This is a genomic window from Bacillus xiapuensis, from assembly GCF_002797355.1.
Classification (GTDB): domain Bacteria; phylum Bacillota; class Bacilli; order Bacillales; family Domibacillaceae; genus Bacillus_CE; species Bacillus_CE xiapuensis.
This window is the reverse complement of sequence record NZ_KZ454939.1, coordinates 526,491-546,178: the sequence shown is the minus strand read 5'-3', so window position 1 is coordinate 546,178 and position 19,688 is coordinate 526,491. Positions and strand designations below refer to the sequence as shown.

General features: G+C 45.5%; 19 protein-coding genes and 1 riboswitch. Of the genes, 6 read left to right on the top strand and 13 right to left on the bottom strand.

The window, feature by feature from the left end; genetic code table 11:
• Positions 1–4: 4 nt before the first annotated feature.
• The 3 genes from CEF20_RS02650 to CEF20_RS02640 form a co-directional block, all read right to left on the bottom strand.
• Positions 5–838 (bottom strand): YihY/virulence factor BrkB family protein, encoded by an 834-nt coding sequence (locus CEF20_RS02650; RefSeq protein WP_198508458.1) that lies wholly within the window; start codon positions 836–838, stop codon positions 5–7.
• A gap of 12 nt (positions 839–850) precedes the next feature.
• Entirely contained in the window at positions 851–1,201 is a 351-nt protein-coding gene (locus tag CEF20_RS02645; RefSeq protein WP_100330375.1) for a YtxH domain-containing protein, read from the bottom strand.
• Between the two features lie 144 nt (positions 1,202–1,345).
• Positions 1,346–1,819, bottom strand: coding sequence for a low molecular weight protein-tyrosine-phosphatase (locus tag CEF20_RS02640; protein WP_100331978.1), 474 nt, complete (start codon positions 1,817–1,819; stop codon positions 1,346–1,348).
• 232 nt (positions 1,820–2,051) lie between these two features.
• On the opposite strand from CEF20_RS02640, the gene CEF20_RS02635 reads away from it, so the two are divergent.
• The gene (locus CEF20_RS02635; protein ID WP_100330374.1) at positions 2,052–3,410 is read left to right on the top strand and encodes an alanine/glycine:cation symporter family protein; all 1,359 of its coding nucleotides are present in this window, start codon (positions 2,052–2,054) and stop codon (positions 3,408–3,410) included.
• 118 nt (positions 3,411–3,528) lie between these two features.
• Positions 3,529–3,750, top strand: a complete 222-nt coding sequence (locus CEF20_RS02630; protein WP_100330373.1) for a DUF1128 domain-containing protein — start codon at positions 3,529–3,531, stop codon at positions 3,748–3,750.
• A gap of 67 nt (positions 3,751–3,817) precedes the next feature.
• Here the strand turns inward: CEF20_RS02630 and CEF20_RS02625 are convergent, their stop codons facing one another.
• The 6 genes from CEF20_RS02625 to hmpA all read right to left on the bottom strand — a co-directional run bounded on the left by CEF20_RS02625 (position 3,818) and on the right by hmpA (position 10,597).
• Positions 3,818–4,336, bottom strand: coding sequence for a type 1 glutamine amidotransferase domain-containing protein (locus CEF20_RS02625; RefSeq protein WP_100330372.1), 519 nt, complete (start codon positions 4,334–4,336; stop codon positions 3,818–3,820).
• Between the two features lie 77 nt (positions 4,337–4,413).
• Complete coding sequence (locus CEF20_RS02620; protein ID WP_100330371.1) at positions 4,414–5,796, bottom strand: alanine/glycine:cation symporter family protein; 1,383 nt, start codon at positions 5,794–5,796, stop codon at positions 4,414–4,416.
• Positions 5,797–5,883: 87 nt separating this feature from the next.
• The gene (gene motB / locus CEF20_RS02615) at positions 5,884–6,660 is read right to left on the bottom strand and encodes a flagellar motor protein MotB (protein WP_100330370.1); all 777 of its coding nucleotides are present in this window, start codon (positions 6,658–6,660) and stop codon (positions 5,884–5,886) included.
• The gene (motA, locus tag CEF20_RS02610) at positions 6,653–7,444 is read right to left on the bottom strand and encodes a flagellar motor stator protein MotA (RefSeq protein WP_100330369.1); all 792 of its coding nucleotides are present in this window, start codon (positions 7,442–7,444) and stop codon (positions 6,653–6,655) included. The genes motB and motA overlap by 8 nt, the downstream gene beginning before the upstream one ends.
• Positions 7,445–7,535: 91 nt before the next feature.
• The gene (locus CEF20_RS02605) at positions 7,536–9,149 is read right to left on the bottom strand and encodes an SLC13 family permease (protein WP_100330368.1); all 1,614 of its coding nucleotides are present in this window, start codon (positions 9,147–9,149) and stop codon (positions 7,536–7,538) included.
• Positions 9,150–9,397: 248 nt separating this feature from the next.
• On the bottom strand, positions 9,398–10,597 hold the full coding sequence (gene hmpA, locus CEF20_RS02600) for an NO-inducible flavohemoprotein (protein WP_100330367.1): 1,200 nt from the start codon (positions 10,595–10,597) through the stop codon (positions 9,398–9,400).
• A gap of 164 nt (positions 10,598–10,761) precedes the next feature.
• On the opposite strand from hmpA, the gene CEF20_RS02595 reads away from it, so the two are divergent.
• Positions 10,762–11,208, top strand: coding sequence for an RrF2 family transcriptional regulator (locus CEF20_RS02595; RefSeq protein ID WP_100330366.1), 447 nt, complete (start codon positions 10,762–10,764; stop codon positions 11,206–11,208).
• A gap of 123 nt (positions 11,209–11,331) precedes the next feature.
• A complete protein-coding gene (locus CEF20_RS02590; RefSeq protein ID WP_100330365.1) occupies positions 11,332–12,570 on the top strand; it encodes an aminopeptidase in 1,239 nt (412 codons plus the stop codon).
• Between the two features lie 85 nt (positions 12,571–12,655).
• Here the strand turns inward: CEF20_RS02590 and CEF20_RS02585 are convergent, their stop codons facing one another.
• Both CEF20_RS02585 and argF read right to left on the bottom strand, forming a co-directional pair.
• Positions 12,656–13,561 carry a glutamate biosynthesis transcriptional regulator GltC gene (locus CEF20_RS02585; protein ID WP_100330364.1) on the bottom strand — a complete coding sequence of 302 codons (906 nt, stop codon included), beginning with the start codon at positions 13,559–13,561 and terminating at the stop codon, positions 12,656–12,658.
• Between the two features lie 293 nt (positions 13,562–13,854).
• Positions 13,855–14,805, bottom strand: a complete 951-nt coding sequence (gene argF, locus CEF20_RS02580) for an ornithine carbamoyltransferase (protein ID WP_100330363.1) — start codon at positions 14,803–14,805, stop codon at positions 13,855–13,857.
• Between the two features lie 184 nt (positions 14,806–14,989).
• On the opposite strand from argF, the gene CEF20_RS02575 reads away from it, so the two are divergent.
• Both CEF20_RS02575 and mreBH read left to right on the top strand, forming a co-directional pair.
• A complete protein-coding gene (locus tag CEF20_RS02575) occupies positions 14,990–15,493 on the top strand; it encodes an acyl-CoA thioesterase (protein WP_100330362.1) in 504 nt (167 codons plus the stop codon).
• A 272-nt stretch (positions 15,494–15,765) separates the two neighbouring features.
• Positions 15,766–16,773: a rod-share determining protein MreBH gene (gene mreBH / locus CEF20_RS02570; protein WP_100330361.1), complete on the top strand. Its 1,008-nt coding sequence runs from the start codon at positions 15,766–15,768 to the stop codon at positions 16,771–16,773.
• Between the two features lie 74 nt (positions 16,774–16,847).
• Here the strand turns inward: mreBH and CEF20_RS02565 are convergent, their stop codons facing one another.
• Both CEF20_RS02565 and CEF20_RS02560 read right to left on the bottom strand, forming a co-directional pair.
• The gene (locus CEF20_RS02565; RefSeq protein ID WP_232713348.1) at positions 16,848–17,933 is read right to left on the bottom strand and encodes a nitric oxide synthase oxygenase; all 1,086 of its coding nucleotides are present in this window, start codon (positions 17,931–17,933) and stop codon (positions 16,848–16,850) included.
• A gap of 311 nt (positions 17,934–18,244) precedes the next feature.
• Positions 18,245–19,147: an EamA family transporter gene (locus CEF20_RS02560; protein ID WP_100330359.1), complete on the bottom strand. Its 903-nt coding sequence runs from the start codon at positions 19,145–19,147 to the stop codon at positions 18,245–18,247.
• Positions 19,148–19,513: 366 nt separating this feature from the next.
• Positions 19,514–19,624: riboswitch (SAM riboswitch) on the top strand.
• Positions 19,625–19,688: the final 64 nt, after the last annotated feature.

Here is a 19,688-nt window from a genome sequence, read left to right as displayed (position 1 = left end):
CTTTTTAGCTATCGGCTTTTTGATCATTTCTGAGGGCGTTGATTTCCCCGCCGATTAAGATGATTAAAGCAGAGAGATAGAACCAAATCATCAGAACAATGATGCCACCGATGCTCCCGTATGTGGCTGTGTAGTTGCCAAAGTTATTAACATAGAAGGAAAAGCCGAGGGAAACAACGACCCAGCCAATAGAAGCGAATAGCGCTCCCGGCAATACGGTAATGCATTGAATTTGAACGTTGGGAGCCAAATAATACAGCCCCACAAAGACGATCAATAATAAAAGCGGCAATGCCAGCCAGCGAAGCCAGTTCCAAAGCTCCAGAAACTGCTCGGACGCTCCTAAATAATCGGCGGCGAATACACCTATTTGTTTGCCAAAAACCTGCAGGACCAGCGCGGCCGCAACAACTACAATCAAAGCGAGCGTGAGCAGAACCGACATGCCCCTGCTCAAATAAAACGGCCGCGTTTCCTCGACGTCATAAGCGTGATTTAACCCTTTAATGACAGCATTCATTCCGTTAGAAGCTGACCAAATGGTCGCAATAATACCAAATGACAAAAGACCGCCGCTGCGGTTCGCTAATACTTCATCCATTGTATGGCGAATCATTTCAATCGTATCCTTCGGTGCAATGTCTTCAATAAGTAAGAACAAATCTGCCTGGTTAATCGGCAAATATGCAAACAGTGTAACCGTAAAGATTAACAAAGGAAACAGCGCTAACAGAAAAAAGTAAGCCATTTGAGCGGCAATATCCGAAGCATCAGATTCTTTGACCCTATAAAATAAATGCTTGAAAAATATCCTTGCATCCTCTTTACTGAACGCCAAATCATCGCCTCCTTATTCATTCATTGCCGAATGATCAGATGCTATATCCTCTTTCTTCATATTAGGAACAAAAGCCGCTTTCGTTTCATCAACTAGGTCCTTCACTTGAGGGGACAAGTCCATTAAACTGTCTACCTTGTCGCGAATGAAGCCGACATCTTCATTGACCTGCTGAAACATTTCTTTCGACTTCTCAATGACCGCTTTTGAAGAATCAGCAATTTGCTGAGGGTTTTTCGCCAGATGATACACATGCTTTCCGTACTCCTTCATCTCCGACCTTGTCTGCCGATCCGTCAGCGTTATAAGCCCTCCTACAACGGCACCAATGGCCATACCAGCAAAGAATTTACCTTTCCCCATTTCAATCATCCCTTCTATCAATTTTTCTGTTATCCCGCATATAAGCTGATGCAGGCGACAAAGGCGCTGTAACAAGAGTTAGCCTTTGTTCTTCTTTTCAATAGCGGGAGAAGCCCCGCTGTTTGAAGATTCACGTTGTAGCGATTAGTTTAGATCATGCTCCCGTTTAATTTTCCGCAGGAGCGCTTCATTTCCTTTTTGAATTAATCGGTACACCTCTTCAAAGTTGCCTGTATAATAAGGATCCGGCACATCGGTTGTTTCGGCATCATCCACTAAATCCAACAGCTTGAACACCTTCTGATGGCGGCTTAAAGCAAACTTCTGTTTAATATGTATAACATTGTCCGCATCCATCGCTACAATGTAATGAAACCGCTCAGCGTCTTCCTCCACCAGCTGTCTAGCCTTCAGCCCCTCGCTATTTACTCCATTCTTGTTCAAAACATCCAACGTACCTTTATGAGGAGGTTCGCCAATATGCCAGTGACCTGTTCCAGCAGAATCCACTGCAATAATATGCTCTAATCTTTCCCTCTTTAACAAATCCCGAAACATCGCTTCAGCCATCGGCGACCGGCAAATATTCCCCAGACAAACAAACAGTACTTTGATCATTCCATCACCTTCTCTATATAAGAATAACATTTAAGTATTCTCTCTTTCGTCATATTTCTCCTTCCTTTTCATAATTGAAAATCTCTTTCCTATGTTTATCGTAATACAAGAAACGCTTCCCTATCATTTACTTTGTCATTTTTCACAAAAATATAATAAACGTATATCCGAAAGCACAAAAGACTAGTATTTTCAGAATATTCTTATATAATTATAAAAAAGGAGTGATCATATGAATCAGGAGAAAATTCTTGCAGTGCTCGAAAAGATTAGCGGGTTTATTTGGGGACCCCCACTTCTCCTTCTTCTTGTAGGAACAGGCATTTACTTGACCATCCGCCTAGGCTTTCTGCAAATGAAGTTGCTTCCCTACTCGCTAAAGCTGGCGTTCGGCAAGCAACAAGATAAGGATTCAGAAGGAGATATTTCCCACTTCCAAGCCCTAATGACCGCTTTGGCAGCCACCGTTGGCACAGGAAATATTGTCGGCGTAGCAACGGCCGTGATCATCGGGGGACCCGGGGCTATTTTTTGGATGTGGCTCAGCGCCTTTTTCGGGATGGCCACTAAGTATGCAGAAGCTGTGCTGGCCGTTAAATACAGAGTGCAGGACGCGGACGGTGAGATGTCAGGGGGGCCGATGTATTATTTAGAACGCGGATTAAAACAAAAATGGCTCGGCGTTACGTTTGCCCTGTTCGGGGCGATAGCAGCCTTTGGCATCGGGAATCTGGTACAGGCGAATGCTGTGGCCGGAGTCGTGAAATCTACGTTTAACGTGCCCGCATGGATAACAGGTGTCGTTCTTTTAGCCTTCACCGCCCTTGTACTGCTTGGGGGAATTAAAAGCATTGGGCGGGTGACCGCTTTCTTTGTGCCGATTATGGCAGGATTTTATTTAATTGCCGGCATCATTATTTTAGTAATGAATATCAGTGAGCTTCCAGCCGCCTTTCGTCTCATCTTCACAGATGCCTTCTCAGGCGAGGCTGTGGCCGGAGGAGCGATTGGAACGGTGATCCGCTACGGGGTAGCGCGCGGGGTCTTCTCCAACGAAGCTGGTCTCGGATCAGCTCCAATCGCTGCTGCTGCCGCTAAAACGGATATGCCTGCGCGTCAAGCGCTCGTTTCGATGACTCAGGTGTTTATTGACACCATTCTGATTTGTTCCATTACAGGATTAACGATCGTTCTTGCAGGAAAATATAACAGCGGGCTGGAAGGAAGCGAGTTAACCACCGCCTCCTTTGAAATGTTCCTCGGTTCAGCCGGCTCTTACGTCGTCGCTCTTGGTTTATTGTTTTTTGCCTCTTCTACGATTATTGGCTGGTCTTATTACGGAGAGAAATGCTTCTCTTACCTCTTTAGCAAAAATGTTGTGAAATATTATCGCATTGTCTTTGTGGCGGCTGTCTTTATCGGGGCAATTACAAGCCTGAAGGTCGTGTGGACATTCGCGGATATTATGAACGGGTTAATGGCCTTCCCTAACCTAGTAGGAATTGTCGGTCTTTCCGGGGTCGTCATTCATGAAACGAAGCATATTCTTAAAGCCATTAAAGAAGAAAAAAACAAAAACATGGCCGCTTAAGCAATGAAAGAGGTCAGCGCCGTGCTGATCTCTTTCATTGCTTGCCGCCAGCCAATTGACAACAAACTAAAAAAATGAAATGATGTTATCAAACGATTGGGAGAGGATGAACAAGCACGTGGATCTTTCTGTTAAGTCGCCAGAAAATATTGAATATATGATTGACCAAATCACGTCCAAGCTGCGCATGGTGAATGTAGGCGCTGTTAAGGCGGAGCATTTTAATGAATCTTCCTATGAAGATTTAAAAGACCTTTATGAAATGGTTAAGCGCAAAAGCAATTTCAGCCCAAGCGAAATGCAAGCCATCGCCGAAGAACTGGGAAATTTAAAAAAATAATTGAAGCGATCATCCGTTTCGGATGCTCATACAAAAAAGCCGGCTCTCCGCCGGCTTTTTTAAGTCCTTATTTTTCCAGAAGCTTCAGTGATTCACGGTTAAACGCTGGAAGATCATCTGGTGTTCGGCTTGTCACTAATTGATTTTGGCAAACGACGACTTCTTGATCATGGTAGTTGGCGCCCGCATACTCCATGTCTACTTTAATGGATTTGTAGCCTGTAGCGTCGCGGCCTTCTAATGCTTTAGCTGTAATCAGCAGCTGCGGGCCGTGGCAGATCGCGAATACAGGCTTCTTCGCATCCATAAAGGCTTTCGTGAATGTAACAAAGCGATCGTCTGCGCGGAGCTGATCAGGAGAAAAACCGCCCGGCAGCAACAGAGCGTCAAACTCGTTCGGTGATGCTTGATCAATGCCTTTGTCTATGGTGACCGTGTCTTTTCCTTGCTTGCCTGTCACAGTTTTTCCAGCTTGCTTCTCGATGTTAACAATTTCATGGCCGGCTTCCTTAAAGGCTTTCACAGGCTCTGTGTACTCTGAATCCTCAAACATGTCTGTAACTAATACGGCAATTTTCTTTCCCATGATTAGAACCCCTTTCTTTATTATCCTTCTACCCGCTTTATACTTTTCCCGGTTGCATTCAAATTAAACCTCATGGATTAACTCGCTTTTTCATCCTCAACGTCTTTTAAATAATACTTTCTCGAAGTAAAAAACTCATCCTTCAATTCTTTTACCTTACCGCTTAATAGCAGCACAGCCAGAATATTAGGCAACAAAATGGAAGCCAAGGCTAAATCAAGAAATGACCAGATTGTTTTCGCAGCTCCGATTGAACCGAAAATGATCGCCGCTAGATAGACTACTTTAATGGCTTGCGCTACTTTTAAATTAAACAGAAATTCCGCTTGTTTCGCTCCATAGAACACAACGACAATAATCGTGGACAGCACGAAGAAGACTAAAGAAATGGTGACTAAATAGCTGCCAAAGCGACCGAAACTTTCCGTAAAGGCAATGGTCGTTAAAGCGGAGGTCTGATCAGCCGCTCCCCCTTGCTTCCACACTCCTGTTGAAAGAATAACGAAAGCGGTCGCTGAACAAATGACGAGCGTATCAATAACAATTCCAATAATCGCCCAGAATCCTTGGCGCACCGGGTGATCGGTTGTGGCAGCGGCATGGGCAATCGGTGCGGTTCCCAGTCCTGCTTCATTGGAATATAACCCTCTGGCAAAGCCCCAGCGAATTGTTTCAGCAACAGCCGCGCCGGCAAATCCGCCGACAGCTGACATCGGCTGGAAAGCGTGGACAAAGATTAATTCCAATACAGCAGGAACCTGATCCAGATTAATGAGAAGTATGGCAAATGCTCCGCCTAAATAAATGAGCGCCATAATTGGAACGAATACTTCTGTCACTTTTCCGATTCTTTTAATGCCTCCAAAAACAACTAGCGCGGTAATCACCGCGATCACGATGCCCGTGTACAGCCCATCAATCTCAAAGGTTTGCTTCACAGTTGAAGCGACTGAATTTCCTTGCACCATCAGGCTTGGAATCAATTCAATCATTAACGCGAATGAAAACCAAATCCCCAGCCACTTCATATTTAAGCCTTTGGTCATATAATACATCGGTCCGCCCACAAACTCTCCGTTCTCGTTTTTCTCGCGGTAGTGAACAGCCAATACACTCTCTGAAAACTTTAGAGCCATGCCCACAATGGCGATCACCCACATCCAAAAGACGGCTCCCGGTCCGCCGAACATAATAGCTGCAGGAACACCAACAATATTTGCGGCTCCAATGGTGGAGGATAAAGCAGAGGTCAATGCTTGCAGAGGGGTGACGGTTCCTTCTCCTTTAGGCTTTTTGAAGATGCTTCCTAATGTTTGCTGAAAGATATATATCGGATACCTGAATTGAAAAAAACCTAGCTTCACGGTCATATAAATCCCTGATAAGGCCAGTACGGTGATCAGTGGCGGTCCCCAAAGCCAGGCTGAAAAACTTTCAATCCATTCGACGAAATTCTCCAAACCAACGCCTCCTTCTTTATTTGTTATTGTTTTTTACCCTTGCTTGCTGCGCTTAAACACAAAAAAGCTGAACCTGAAAAATCAGGTTCAGCCTGCTTGCTTCCCGTTCATTTCTTTTTCTCCTTGGGGCAAAATCAGAATTTCCACCCGGCGGTTTCGCGCTTTTCCAATACTTGTGCGGTTGGAAGCGACGGGCTGATACTCCCCATATCCCTTGGCGCTGAACAAGCGAGGGTCAAGGTTTTTGTTCTCCAAAATAACCTTCATGAAATTCACAGCACGCATTGCGCTCAGCTCAAAGTTGGAGTCAAAGTTGGCATTTTTGATCGGCACATTATCCGTATGGCCGCTAATAATGATATTGCGGGGCCGGTCCATTTCCAACAGCCGGGAGATTTCCCGGGCAGACCGAATTTCCTCCGGGCGAATTTCAGCCACTCCGGAATCAAATAATACATTGTCCCGAATTCTTAAGAGCAGCCCTTCACCGTTTAATGCAGTTTGAACTTTGCCCTGCAAGTTGTTCTTCTCAATATATTTTGAAATATTCTTTTGCATTTCTGAGAGTTCTTGACGGTCTTGCTTTCCAAGGCCGCTTGTCTCTTTCTTGCTGCCCTCTTCCACTTCCCCGTCCTTCATCGACTCGGGAGGAACGGGACTCGGATATTCCATCACGCCCGTCCCGCCTCCTAACACGCTATTAAAAGACTGGGAAATCATTTGAAATTTCTTCACGTCTACTGAACTTGAAGCAAATAGCACAATAAACAGCGCTAGCAGCAAGGTCAAAATATCGGCATAAGGAATGAGCCATGATTCATCTACGTGATCTTCTTCGTGCTTCTTTCTTCTTCCTTTAGCCATTGGCCTCTACACTCTCTTCCAATAGCTTTTTCTTTTCCTCTGCAGGCAAGTAAGAAGCCAGCTTTTGCTCCAGCACGCGCGGCGCTTCTCCTTCTAAAATAGAGAGAATCCCTTCAATCATCATTTCTTTTACTTTCACTTCCTGCTTTGACTTTCGCTTTAACTTATTCGCAAATGGATGCCAAAGCACGTATCCTGTAAAGATTCCCATCAGCGTGGCTACGAACGCAGCTGAAATGGCCTGGCCGAGCGCGTCGGTATCCTCCATGTTTCCAAGAGCCGAGATCAGTCCGACAACCGCTCCGAGCACTCCTAAAGTCGGAGCGTATGTTCCAGCCTGCGTAAATATGCCCGCCCCGGCCCCATGGCGTTCTTCCATAGCTGCCAGTTCTTCATTGAGCACGTCGCGGATATAATCCGCGCTTTGACCATCAATAGATAAGCTTAATCCGTTTTTCAGAAAAGGATCTTCAATTTCATTTGTTTTAGATTCAAGAGCCAGCAAGCCTTCTTTGCGGGCCAGCTCCGCCCAGCCTGTAAACAATCGAATCACTTCTTGAGGAGTCATGTTTTTCTCCTCTTTAAACAAAATACCGAACAGCTTTGGCACCTTTTTCAATTCACTTGTAGGGAAAGCGATCGTCACGGCTGCGATCGTTCCCAAGATAATAATTAAAATCGCTGCCGGGTTAATTAACACGGCCGGGCTAACTCCCTTAAATACCATACCTACGCCGACAGCAATTAGGCCTAGTATAATTCCAATGATTGAACTTTTATCCATACTTATTCACCCTGTTTTTTTATATTTGTATACCTAATATCGGATGAATTTAGAAAATGTGTATGGATTTAATAAAAAAACTTATGCCCGCTTATTTTAAGGAAGCTGGAAAGGAGTGCAGGTCCATTCCCCAGACGACTGGCATAAATAAATAGATCAAGGCTGTAATAACTATGATGGAGAGTAAATTGATCCAAAAACCCGCCTTTGCCATATCTTGAATTTTCAGCATACCCGATCCGAAGACGACCGCGTTCGGCGGGGTCGCCACAGGAAGCATAAACGCACAGGAAGCAGCAAGTCCCGCGGCAACCATTACACCGTACGGATGAATATGCAAGGCCGCTGCCAGGGATGCCATAATCGGAAACATCATCGTAGCGGTCGCTGTATTCGATGTAATTTCCGTCAAAAAGATGACCAGTGCTGTAACAATTGCAATGATAAAGAGCAGCGGAATGCCTTGAAGAACAGTGAGCTGTTCTCCGATCCACTGTGCCAGCCCTGAATCTTTAAACCCTTTGGCAATCGCTAGACCGCCGCCGAATAATAGCAAAATCCCCCAAGGAATGTTTTTGGCATCGTTCCAATTTAACAGCTTGCCGTCTTCCGCCTTTTTAGATGGAAGGACAAACAGAAGGATAGCGGCTGTGATTGCAATAATCGTATCATCTAAAAAGCTCATGAATTTCACTAATAGAAATGTTCTCGTAATCCAGGCTACAGCCGTTGCAGCAAACACGGTCAGTACGACCTTTTCCTCTGTGCTCATGCGCCCGAGCTGCTCTTTTTGCTTTTGCAGGTTTCTCTTTCCTCCCGGAATTTCCTTCAGCTTCATCGGAAAAGCAAGCTTCACTAAATAAAACCAAACCGCTGCAGTTAAAATGATGGCGAGCGGCACGCCGAATAACATCCACACACCAAATGACAAATCGATATGATAGATCTCCTTTACTACTCCCGCGAAAATCGTATTAGGCGGCGTTCCAATTAACGTTCCTAATCCCCCGATCGAAGCGGAGTAAGCAACACCCAGCATGATCGCCTTACCGAAGTTCGTTTCCTTAGCATTCTGTCCATCCAGTGAGTCATCGACCTGTTTAATCACGGCTAGCGCAATCGGCATCATCATCATCGCCGTGGCTGTGTTGGAAATCCACATGGATAAGAAACCGGTAGCGACCATGAAGCCCAGTACAATCTGCTGAGTGCTCGTGCCAACACATAGTATAATATTCAAGGCGATCCGTCTGTGCAGCTGCCATTTTTCCAACGCGATCGCTAAGATAAATCCTCCCATAAATAAAAAGATGGTACTGTCAGCATATGCACTCGTAATTCCTTCCGTCACCGCTCCTGTAAGCGGAAACAAAATGATCGGCAGCAAGGAGGTAACAGGGATAGGAATCGCTTCTGTGATCCACCAGGTGGCTATCCAGGCAGTGCTAGCTAACACCGCTGTCGCTTCTTTAGACATCCCTTCCGGCGAAACCCCAAACAAGCAGATCATAAAGAGCAGCGGGCCTAACCACAGCCCTGCATTTTGCCTTCTTGAGCGCTTCGGCTTCTTCCTCCCTCCCGCCTCGTCTTTGCTGATGGAGCCGCCTCCATTTGAGGAAGGTTGTGTGATGAGCTGAAAAGCTCTGATTATATCATTGTGCATGTTCCATAGCTGTCCCCAGGCCCGTTTAACAGCCTCTCCCATTCTTCATCTCTCCCTTTTTTATGTCTATTTGCTCACTCTTTTCCCGATTTAAATGAAAGGCAAACTTGCTTGCTTGACAAACACCCCTATGCCCGCTTGGCTATGGCATCCTTGCGGCCAAGATTATCACCGGCCGCAAGAAAGCCGTCTCTATGTAACTTCTGCTGAAAATAATGCTGCTTCTTTCGCTCCATAGAAAAAAGGCTGTTGAGACCCCTCAACAGCCTGAAAGATGATGATTTTGTCTGTTACGCTTCAAGTGCCATGGCCGGACCGAAGAATTCGTACTTGATTTGCTCCTCTTTGAAGCCAATTGCTTTTAGATGACGGATTACGGCTTCCATGAATGGAACCGGGCCGCATACATAGCATGTGCTGTCTTGATCAATGACTTTACCTAGAAACTCTTTGCTGATGTAGCCTTCGACGTCGCACATCGCTTGCTCCTCGTTTTTCTCGTAAGCGATGTAAGAACGCCCATTGCTGAGCTGCTCCACTAATTGTTTCGTATGCTCTTTAAAGGCATGAGCTTTTTCATTACGGGCGGCGTGAATAAAGGCTACTTTCCGATCACTTTTGTGATAAGCAAGCGTTTCAAGCATCGCCATCATCGGAGTAATGCCGACGCCTCCGCTAATAAAAGCAACCGGAGATTGGCTATTCAGATCTAAATGGAAATCACCGGCAGGGGCACTAAGCTCCACTGTATCTCCCTTTTGGATGTGGTCATGCAAGTAATTCGACACCTTGCCCATCGGCTGATGGTCCGCTTCTCTTTTTACAGAAATCCGGTAATAATCAAGACCCGGTCTGCAAGAAAGACTGTACTGGCGATTTACAATGTATTTCTCACCCGGAATTTTCAGCTTAATGGTAATGTACTGGCCTGGCAAAAATTCAGGAAGCTTGGCGCCATCTTTTGGCTTTAAGTAAAACGAAGTAATGAGAGAGCTTTCTTCCACTTTGTCGCTCACTTCGAACTCTTTGAAATCCATCCAGCCGCCTTCTTGTTTACTTGCTTCCTTGTACATTCCGGATTCTACGTCGATGAACACTTTGGCAATCACACCATACGCTTCTTTCCATGCCTGGATAATATCATCTGTTGCCGCGTCGCCCAGCACTTCTTTAATAGCTTTTAGCAGGTACTCTCCAACGATTGGATAATGCTCAGGCTTAATGCCTAAGCTGCGGTGTTTATGACCTATTTGCTTCACCGCTGGAACGAGCACTTCCAATTGATCAATGTATTTAGCTGCCGCATAAACCGTATTAGCAAGGGCTGTTTGCTGACGGCCTTTCTCCTGATTGGCATGGTTGAAGATATTCAATAATTCAGGATGATCAGCGAACATATTTTTATAAAAATGGGTTGTAATTTCTTTTCCTTTTACTTCAAGAACAGGAGCAGTAGACTTCACAATTTCAATCGTTTTTTCAGATAGCATGTGGGACCTCCAATAAGATGTATTTACAATATACTTTATATATATAGTATTCCCTATATAAAAGCAATATATTAAATACATCTTTAAAGAAATGTTCACACTTCTTTGAAGAGCAGCTTCCGGCAGTATATAATAGATATATTAATGAATCCGTGGTGAAAAAAATGAGATTAACGCTATATACTGACTATTCTCTACGTGTGCTGATTTATTTAGCTTCTAAGGAGCAAGGCAAACTCTCCAACATCAAGGAAATTGCCGATGCCTACCAAATTTCAAAAAATCATTTGATGAAGGTCATTCATAAGCTTGGCAGAATGAAAGTGATTGAAACAATCCGCGGCCGCAATGGCGGGATTCGTCTCGCTCTGCCTCCAGAAAAAATCAATATTGGAAAGGTTGTCCGAGAAACAGAAGATGACTTTCATTTGGTGGAATGCTTTCAGCCGGAGACCAACCGATGCGTGGTTTCTCCCGCTTGCGGTCTTAAGCATGTTCTGTTCCAGGCTCTTCAAGCTTATCTTGACGTTCTTGATCAATACACGCTTAAAGACATAGCTGGCGACCCCGACATTCTGCGCCAGCTGTTTCAAAGAACCCCCGGCGAATAAGACTTTCGCCGTTTTCCCCACTCTTCTTCCAGCTGAGGCTTTTCCCTAAAAGCTGAAAAGTAGGTGATTTCTTTGATTCCTGATACAATATTCTTACAAAAATGTGGATAAAGGAGCAGTTACATGAACAACTTTCAAGAATTATTAGAAAAGTATGCGGATCTTGCGGTACAAGTCGGGGTTAATATTCAAAAAGACCAAACGCTTGTGATCAACGCGGCGACGGATGCGGCCGGCTTTGTTCGCTTAGTTGTTAAAAAAGCCTATGAAGCCGGTGCTAAACAGGTATACGTCGAATGGAGCGATGATCAGGTATCACGCCTGAAATACGAGCTTGCCCCCGATGAAGCATTCACTGAGTTTCCAAGCTGGAGGGTGCAGATGCTGGAAGAGCTGGCAAGCAAAGGAGCGGCTTTCCTGTCAATCATATCTTCCAGTCCGGACCTGCTTAAAGGGATCAGCTCTCAGCGGATCGCCGTTTCTCAAAAAACAGCCGGTCAGGCGCTCCATCGGTATAAGCAAATGATCCAAGCTGATAAGGTCAGCTGGTCCGTAATCGCTGTCCCTTCCGAAGCATGGGCACAAAAAGTATTTCCTGACCTGCCAAAAGAAGAGCAAGTGCCGGCTCTTTGGCAAGCGATTCTTCAAGCGGTGCGCGCCGATGCCGATGATCCGGTGAAAGCGTGGAAGCAGCATGATCAAGCGTTAAATAAAAAAGTGGAGTACTTAAATAATAAGCGTTATCAATCCTTGCATTACACGGCAGCCGGCACCGATTTAACCATTGATCTTCCTGAAGGCCATCTATGGATCGGGGCCGGAAGCGTCAATGAACAAGGCCATTCATTTATGGCCAACATGCCGACGGAAGAAGTGTTCACGGTTCCGTATAAATACGGGGTCAATGGTTATGTATCCAGCACGAAACCCCTCAGCTACGGCGGAAATATTATCGATGAGTTTACCATCACATTTGAAAAAGGAAGAATTGTTAAAGTCAGCGCTCAACAAGGTGAGGATGTTCTGAAGGGGCTTGCCGAAACAGATGAAGGCGCCCGCTATCTTGGCGAAATCGCCCTCGTGCCTCATCAATCGCCAATCTCAGAGACCAATATCCTATTCTACAATACATTATTTGATGAAAACGCCTCATGCCATTTAGCAATCGGCAGCGCCTATGCCTTTTGCCTAGAGGGCGGAAAAAGCATGTCTCAGGAACAGCTTGAGCAAAACGGCTTAAATACAAGCATTACCCATGTCGACTTTATGATCGGCTCCCATGATTTGAACATTGACGGCATAACGAAAAGCGGAGAGCGTGAACCGATTTTCCGCAACGGAAACTGGGCAGACATGATTTAAATAGCCGTTATCAAAGAGGGGCTCCCTAATTGAAAGGGAGCCCCTCTTTATGATGGACTTATAGCGCCTATTAAATCTGTCGTTTCTATAATCGGAATTGATTAATCCGATGATAATAATCAATTAGAAAATGATAGAACATTTTTTCAGTTGGCGGCAGGCTGCGCTTTTTTGTATAAACCACGCCTACGGTGCGGGTAACAGCAGGGACAACCACAGGCAGGCTGACGGTTCCCAGCGGCGTCTGATCAGCCAGTATCGTCTCCGGCAACAGCGTAACACCGAGCCCTGCTTCGACCAGTCCTTTAATCGTATAGATATCCTCGCTTTCAAAGGCCACCTTCGGTTCAAAGCTTACTTGCTGGCAAGCTTCAACGACCAGCTTTCTCATATCATAGCCTTCGCGAAAGAGGACAAACTGATCTTCGATAAGATCGCGCAAATTCACTTGTTTTTGTTTAGAGAGCGGGTGATGGACGGGCAAAAGCGCCCGCATATCTTCCGAAAAAAAGATCTTTGTGCCGATATCCGCTGTTTCCTCCGGCACGGGTGACACGAATGCCAAATCAATCTCACCGTCAGCCACCAATTCTCTAAGCTCTTTGTTAGATCCTTGATGAAAGTCAAAGCCTATATCGGTATATTGCTTTCGAAAGGCAGAAATCACACGCGGCAAAGTTTTCGTTGCCAGTGAAGTCGGAAATCCAAGCCTGATTTTTCCCGCCTCTGGATTTAAATAGTCGTTGACAGCTGCTACCGCTTTATCTATTTCATTCATTGCAGATTGAATATGCTGTAAAAACACCTTCCCGGCGAATGTCAGCTTCACATTCCGTCCTTCGCGCAAGAACAAGTCTACGCCCAGCTCTTCCTCCAGCTTGGCAATCTGCCTGCTGACAGCCGATTGAGCAACATGCAAACGGTACGCCGCTTCTGTTACATGCTCTTCTTTGGCCACTTCCATAAAGTATTTGATTTGACGAAGTTCCATGTCCCCACCTCTCAGGCTGCTCTCTTATGTTATTATTTATTGTACACTGAATGAACAAATCCGCAAGATGCGAAAGCGTCCTTCCTTAAGAGAAAACAGCCAAAATGCCCCAGCTTCAACTGAGCGGACACTGCAACACTACGGAATGTTTCTCCTGCCTGTAAGATGCCGTAAGACTTCCGCTTTAAGCATGGTAGTCTTGAATGCCCGGCAGAGGGCGCTGTGATACAAGCCTTTATTCCTCTTTTTAGCAGCGGCGGAGGAAAGAAAGTCCTCTGTTTGAAGATTTCACATTACTTTTTCATCAGGCTGTAAAGCACAGCTTTTTGAGCATGCAGACGGTTTTCTGCTTGCTGAAAGACAACCGAAGCAGCGCCGTCCATGACACTCGCTGAAACTTCCTCCCCGCGATGAGCCGGCAAGCAATGCATAAATTTACAATCCGCCTTGGCCAAAGACATCAGCTGATCATTGACCTGATATGCTGCGAAGGCCTTTAAACGCTCTTTTGCTTCCTCCTCCTGACCCATGCTCGTCCATACATCTGTGTAGATAAAATCCGCTTCCTTTACAGCTTCGCAAGGGTCGGCTGTAATCTCAATCTTCGCTTTCGTGCGGGCAGCCATTTCTTTTGCTTTCTCGACTATTTCAGAGGCCGGCTCGTATCCCGCCGGGGCCGTCAAAGTAAAATTCATGCCCGTCATGGCGCATCCAATCATAAGAGAATGAGCGACATTATTTCCGTCGCCAACATACACCAGCTTTTGCCCTTTGAACTTTCCTTTCAGCTCATAAACTGTCAGTAAATCCGCCAATGCTTGGCACGGGTGATAGGCATCCGTTAAGCCGTTAATCACGGGAATGCTTGCCGCTTCTGCCAGCGCTTCAATTCTCGAGTGATGATGCGTCCGAATCATGATTCCATCCAAATATCCGGACAGAACCTGACCGGTATCCTCAATCGTTTCTCCGCGCCCAATCTGCAAGTCATTGGAGCTGAGAAACATCGCATGGCCGCCGAGCTGGAGCATCGCCGCCTCAAAAGATACCCGCGTACGAGTGGAGCTTTTTTCAAAAATCATGCCTAATATTTGTCCTTGTAAGCTGTTTGCGTAATTTCCTTTGTTCTTCTTCATATCGTCCGCCAAGCGCACGAGACCTTCTATACTTTCGGAGCTGAAATCCGCCAGCTGCAGCAAATCCATTCCAGCTAAATGTTGAGTTGCCAGTAGATTGATCGTCATTCTATTTCTCACCTCATAAATTGATTTACGGTTATTCATAACATCTCCTTATTAATATTTATACATTAATAAGAATTATAATACAACTGTTAATTTCAGAATTCTTATACTTTTTATAAAAGCGCCGGTTTTTTTGTCATATGCGTTATACTAAGCACAGAGAAAAAATAAAGAGGTGACATCCATGAGAGAAAAAAGACTGATGAAAGACACTTTATCTATCAAAACAAGCCATGTGCTTCCTCCTGACACGAATCACCATGGCACATTATTCGGCGGCAAGCTCATGGCTTACATAGATGATATCGCTTCGATCACCGCTACCAAGCATGCCAGAAAACCGGTGGTAACAGCTTCCACCGATTCTGTCGACTTCCTGAAGCCGATTCGCGTTGGCGATGCAGTTACATTAGAAGCGATGGTGTCGTATACCGGAACGACAAGTATGGAAGTATTTGTAAAAGTTCTGGCTGAAAACTTGCTGACGGGCGAATCTTCTGTAGCCGCCATTTCATTCCTGACATTTGTCGCGCTGGATGAAAACGGCAAGCCCGTAATGGTTCCTGAAGTCATTCCTGAATCCAAGGAGGAAAAATGGCTGAATGAAACAGCGGTTAATCGGGCAGAACACCGCAAAGCGCGAAAAAGATACAGCAAAGAACTGGCTGAATTTTTCTCCAATTTGTGATAATAGTCCTTTGCTCATACGATCCGCTCAAAAACCCGCTGCATAGCCAGCGGGTTTTTGATTTACGATCATTAATTTTTGATAACAAAACTCTTTATTTCTCTCGTTGAATCCGTTGAAAATCCGGTCATCACCGATCTTTTCATATGTAATAAATTAAATGAATTTGTAACAAATCAACTTCCACATTTTGTCCCCTATACAACCTTCTTTTGGCGATTTTATACTTATAAAAGCTGAAGGCATACGAATGTCGTTTGGAGGAATGCAAGATGTTTGGACAAACTGAAATTGGCATTGATTTAGGGACTGCCAACCTATTAGTTTATACGAAGGATAAAGGGATTATTATTAACGAGCCGTCCGTTGTGGCGATCGATGCGGAGACGAAGAAGGTATTAGCCATCGGCAGTGAAGCAAAAGAAATGATCGGAAAAACTCCAGGGCGCATTATTGCGACCCGCCCGCTGAAAGATGGAGTAATTGCCGACTTCGATATCACCACGGACATGCTAAAAGGAATCATGCAAAAAGCGAGCAAAATTTTGGGATTTACCATCCGCAAGCCCTCCGTTGTGGTTTGTACGCCATCCGGAGCGACAACAGTGGAAAAACGCGCCATTGAAGACGCGATTAAAAGCAGCGGAGCCAAAAATGTGCAGCTCATCGAAGAACCGGTAGCCGCGGCCATCGGGGCGGATTTGCCGGTTGGCGAGCCAATCGCCAACTTAATTGTGGATATTGGCGGCGGAACGACGGAAGTTGCAATCATCTCCTATGGCGGCGTCGTTTCCTGCAACTCACTCCGTCTAGGCGGAGATAAGCTGGATGAGGATATTGTGCAATACGTGCGCAAAGCATACAACATATTAATCGGCGAACGGACGGCGGAAAATATTAAGATGGAGATTGGGTATGCTTTAGTCGATCATGAAGAAAAAACGATGGATGTGCGCGGACGGGATCTCGTCACTGGCCTGCCAAAAACCATTGAAGTCAGCTCTTATGAGATTCAACAGGCACTGAAGGAATCCTTGCTTGCCATATTGGAAACGATTCGCGTAACTTTAGAAAGCTCACCGCCGGAATTAAGCGGCGATATTGTCGACAGAGGAGTAGTGATTAGCGGAGGCGGCGCCTTGCTGAATGGAATGCAAGAATGGCTGAGCAATGAAATCATCGTTCCTGTCCATCTCGCTCCAAACCCGCTTGAATCTGTCGCGATCGGTACGGGACGCTCACTTCACGTCATGAAATCCCTGCAAAAAGCAACAAGCTAAATTAAAGCACCGAAGAAACCGGCCCTTTTCAGAGGCCGGTTTCTTGATCTTTAAACGCCGCGAGACATCTTATTTCATTCATAGGGCTTCTTTTGGTAAAAGAAATTCGGCGTATGTGTGGCATTCTCATACTCTTGATGAAAAATATGCGTAGCAGCCGGAGACATAGGCGGAATCAGCCACGTCCAGTCACCTGTAAGCGCCCGTTCCTCCTGCGCTTCGCTCTGTTCGAATAGTTTAAATTGCTGGGCAGCCGTATGATGATCGACAATACTGACTCCCGCTCTTTTAAACGAGTACAAAACGGCAATATTCAGCTCTGTTAAAGCCTTGTCCTTCCAAAGATCCGAGAGTCTCTCTATGTTCAGTCCCATGCGCCTAGCAACCTCAGGCAGTTTATGATAACGGTTTTCATCAGCAAGATTTCGGGCTCCGATTTCCGTTCCCATATACCATCCATTAAACGGAGCCAACGGATAATGGATTCCGCCAATTTCCAGCTTCATGTCCGAAATAATCGGTACGGCATACCACTTTAACTTCAGTTCGCTGAACCATTCCAGCTCCGGATGAACGATGTGTACTTCCTTCATCAAGCCCGAAGGAACTTCCTTCCACTTAGGAGGTCTGCTTCCGATTTGCACTACCCAAGGCAAATAATCAAAATCCGTTTTTTTGCCTCGCCAGCCAAGCTCCTCACAGCGCTGAGTCAGTTCTAATGACGCAGGGTCGCCAACGATTCCGTCAGCTGTTTCATAGCCCGCATAGCGAACCAATTGGTGATTCCAGACACGAATGTCTCCTTTCCCGGGCAAAGAGGGCCGAAATATCGTGATGACAGGACGGATCTTTCCCCCGTTTTCAGCAAATGTCACATGCCGGGCAAGCGCTTGAAATACCGCCTCCTCCGTATCTCTGCTCCGTTCATCTAACACATGAAGCGTCCGCCAAAACAGCCGCCCGATGCAGCGGTTGCTGTTGCGCCAAGCCATCCGCGCGCCATGGGCCAGCTCTTCATACGTATGAGTATAGCTTCCCGTCTCTTCTATTTCTTCTTTAATCTCACATAAACGAGAGCTCGTTTCATCCTCCGGCTTTTGCAGCTCGCGGTGGCATTGATGAATGAATTCTTCAGCTTTCTTCCAAAGTTGCTCGTTCATTTTTCTCACCCTGTCCATCTTTTTCCCAAAGTATATCATGAATCGGCCTGCGATTCTTTGAAGGAATAACAGGTTTGGCTCAAGCAGGGGGCTGATGCCGCAGCCATTCCGGCAAAGAAGCTGGTTTCCCTGCTAGAAGAAGCCGGGAAAAAGGGTTTTCAGCTCATAAAAAAGCCGAACTATTATTTAGAACGCTCCTTCAGAGTTTCGTAATAGTTCGGTTTTATTGTTTCTCATGTTTTTATTAAACACAATGATTCGGCTTTCATGACAGCAAATTTAGTTAGGTCCCAGCCTCTTTTGTCCGATAATCAATGTACAGAAAGATGTCTGGAATGCGCCTTTTTTCTCGGCCGCCACTGCGGAACCACAATTCCAATTAAGATCAAAATAATGCCTGCCATCTGTGCCAATGTCATTTGCTCGCCGAGAATGAGCATCGCCGCGATGATCGCCGCCGGCAGTTCAGCCGCTCCAAGGATGGTCGCTGTGCCTGAATCAATATGCGGTGTTCCTACAGCAAAGAAGACGATGGGAATCACCACTCCAAACAGACCAACAAGCAGTCCGTATTTCCAGAATGCGCCAGTCGTGATACCTTCCGTAATGGCGGCGGGAGAAGCAACTAATAAGACCGTCATTAAGCCGCCAGCCGTCGTCACTAAGCTTCTTTGAATTGTCGGCACTCCCTTCCCTGCTTTTCCGCTGAAGAAAAGAAACAGAGAGAAGGTAACAGCAGCTAAGATGCCAAAGACAGCCCCCTTGCCATTAAACAGCGCGGTTATGTTGTCCGAACCGGCGCCTCCTGCCAGCACTGTGCCTGCCCAGAGAAGAATGACCGATATAATTTTTAAATTGGACGGGAACTTTCTTAAATACACAGCTTCAATTAAAATACCGATCCAAGTAAATTGGAACAGCAGAATAATCGAAACAGACGCCGTTAATTGTTCAATGCTAGTTGAATAAAATACGCCTGTTAAACTTAAGAGCACCCCAAGAGCCAGCAGTGATGCCGTCTGTTTTATATTCAACTTCACCCGTTTGGCAAACAGCACTACGAGCAGCACTAAAAGCAAGCCAAAAAAGTACTGAGCTGCGGTAATCTCTTCCGCTTTAAAGCCAGCGTTTGTCGCCAGCTTAATCAGCGAACCCTGAATACCATAGCTGCATGCCCCTATTAGTACGAATAAAGAATAACGCAGCTGGTTCATTCTAATAACCTCCTTTTGCCACGCCTTTGTCATCTGCATCGTGAGTCCCAAACGATGCAGATGACGTAATCTCCCGCTTAAACTTTTGCTTCCCCATTCCTGAGGGAGAGATAAAGACATCTTATATGCAGATTCCATCATTAAAATAAAGCGGATGGCTATTCATCCGCTCCATTTCTGAAACATAAATTACTGCAAGTATAATCTTCAAATTCTTGTTCAGCAACCAGATAGATGAAAGTCCTAAAAATCTGAACTTTCCCTATATTTCCGCTGGTTATTCGATTAAAAATTCTAAATATTCTCTTGACTCTTCGCTTCAATAAAGATATGATAGCTTTATTCTTTTTAACAATTGCATATTTGTTCTTATCAAGAGAAGCCGAGGGTCCTGGCCCAAAGACGCTTCAGCAACCAGCCGCTATTAGGTACGGTGCTAAATCCAGCAAACTATTTCGTTAGTTTGAAAGATAAGAAGGACGTTATACCGACCATTTAAAAGCCTTCTTATCCAAGAGGGCTTTTTTATTTGAGAACCTAT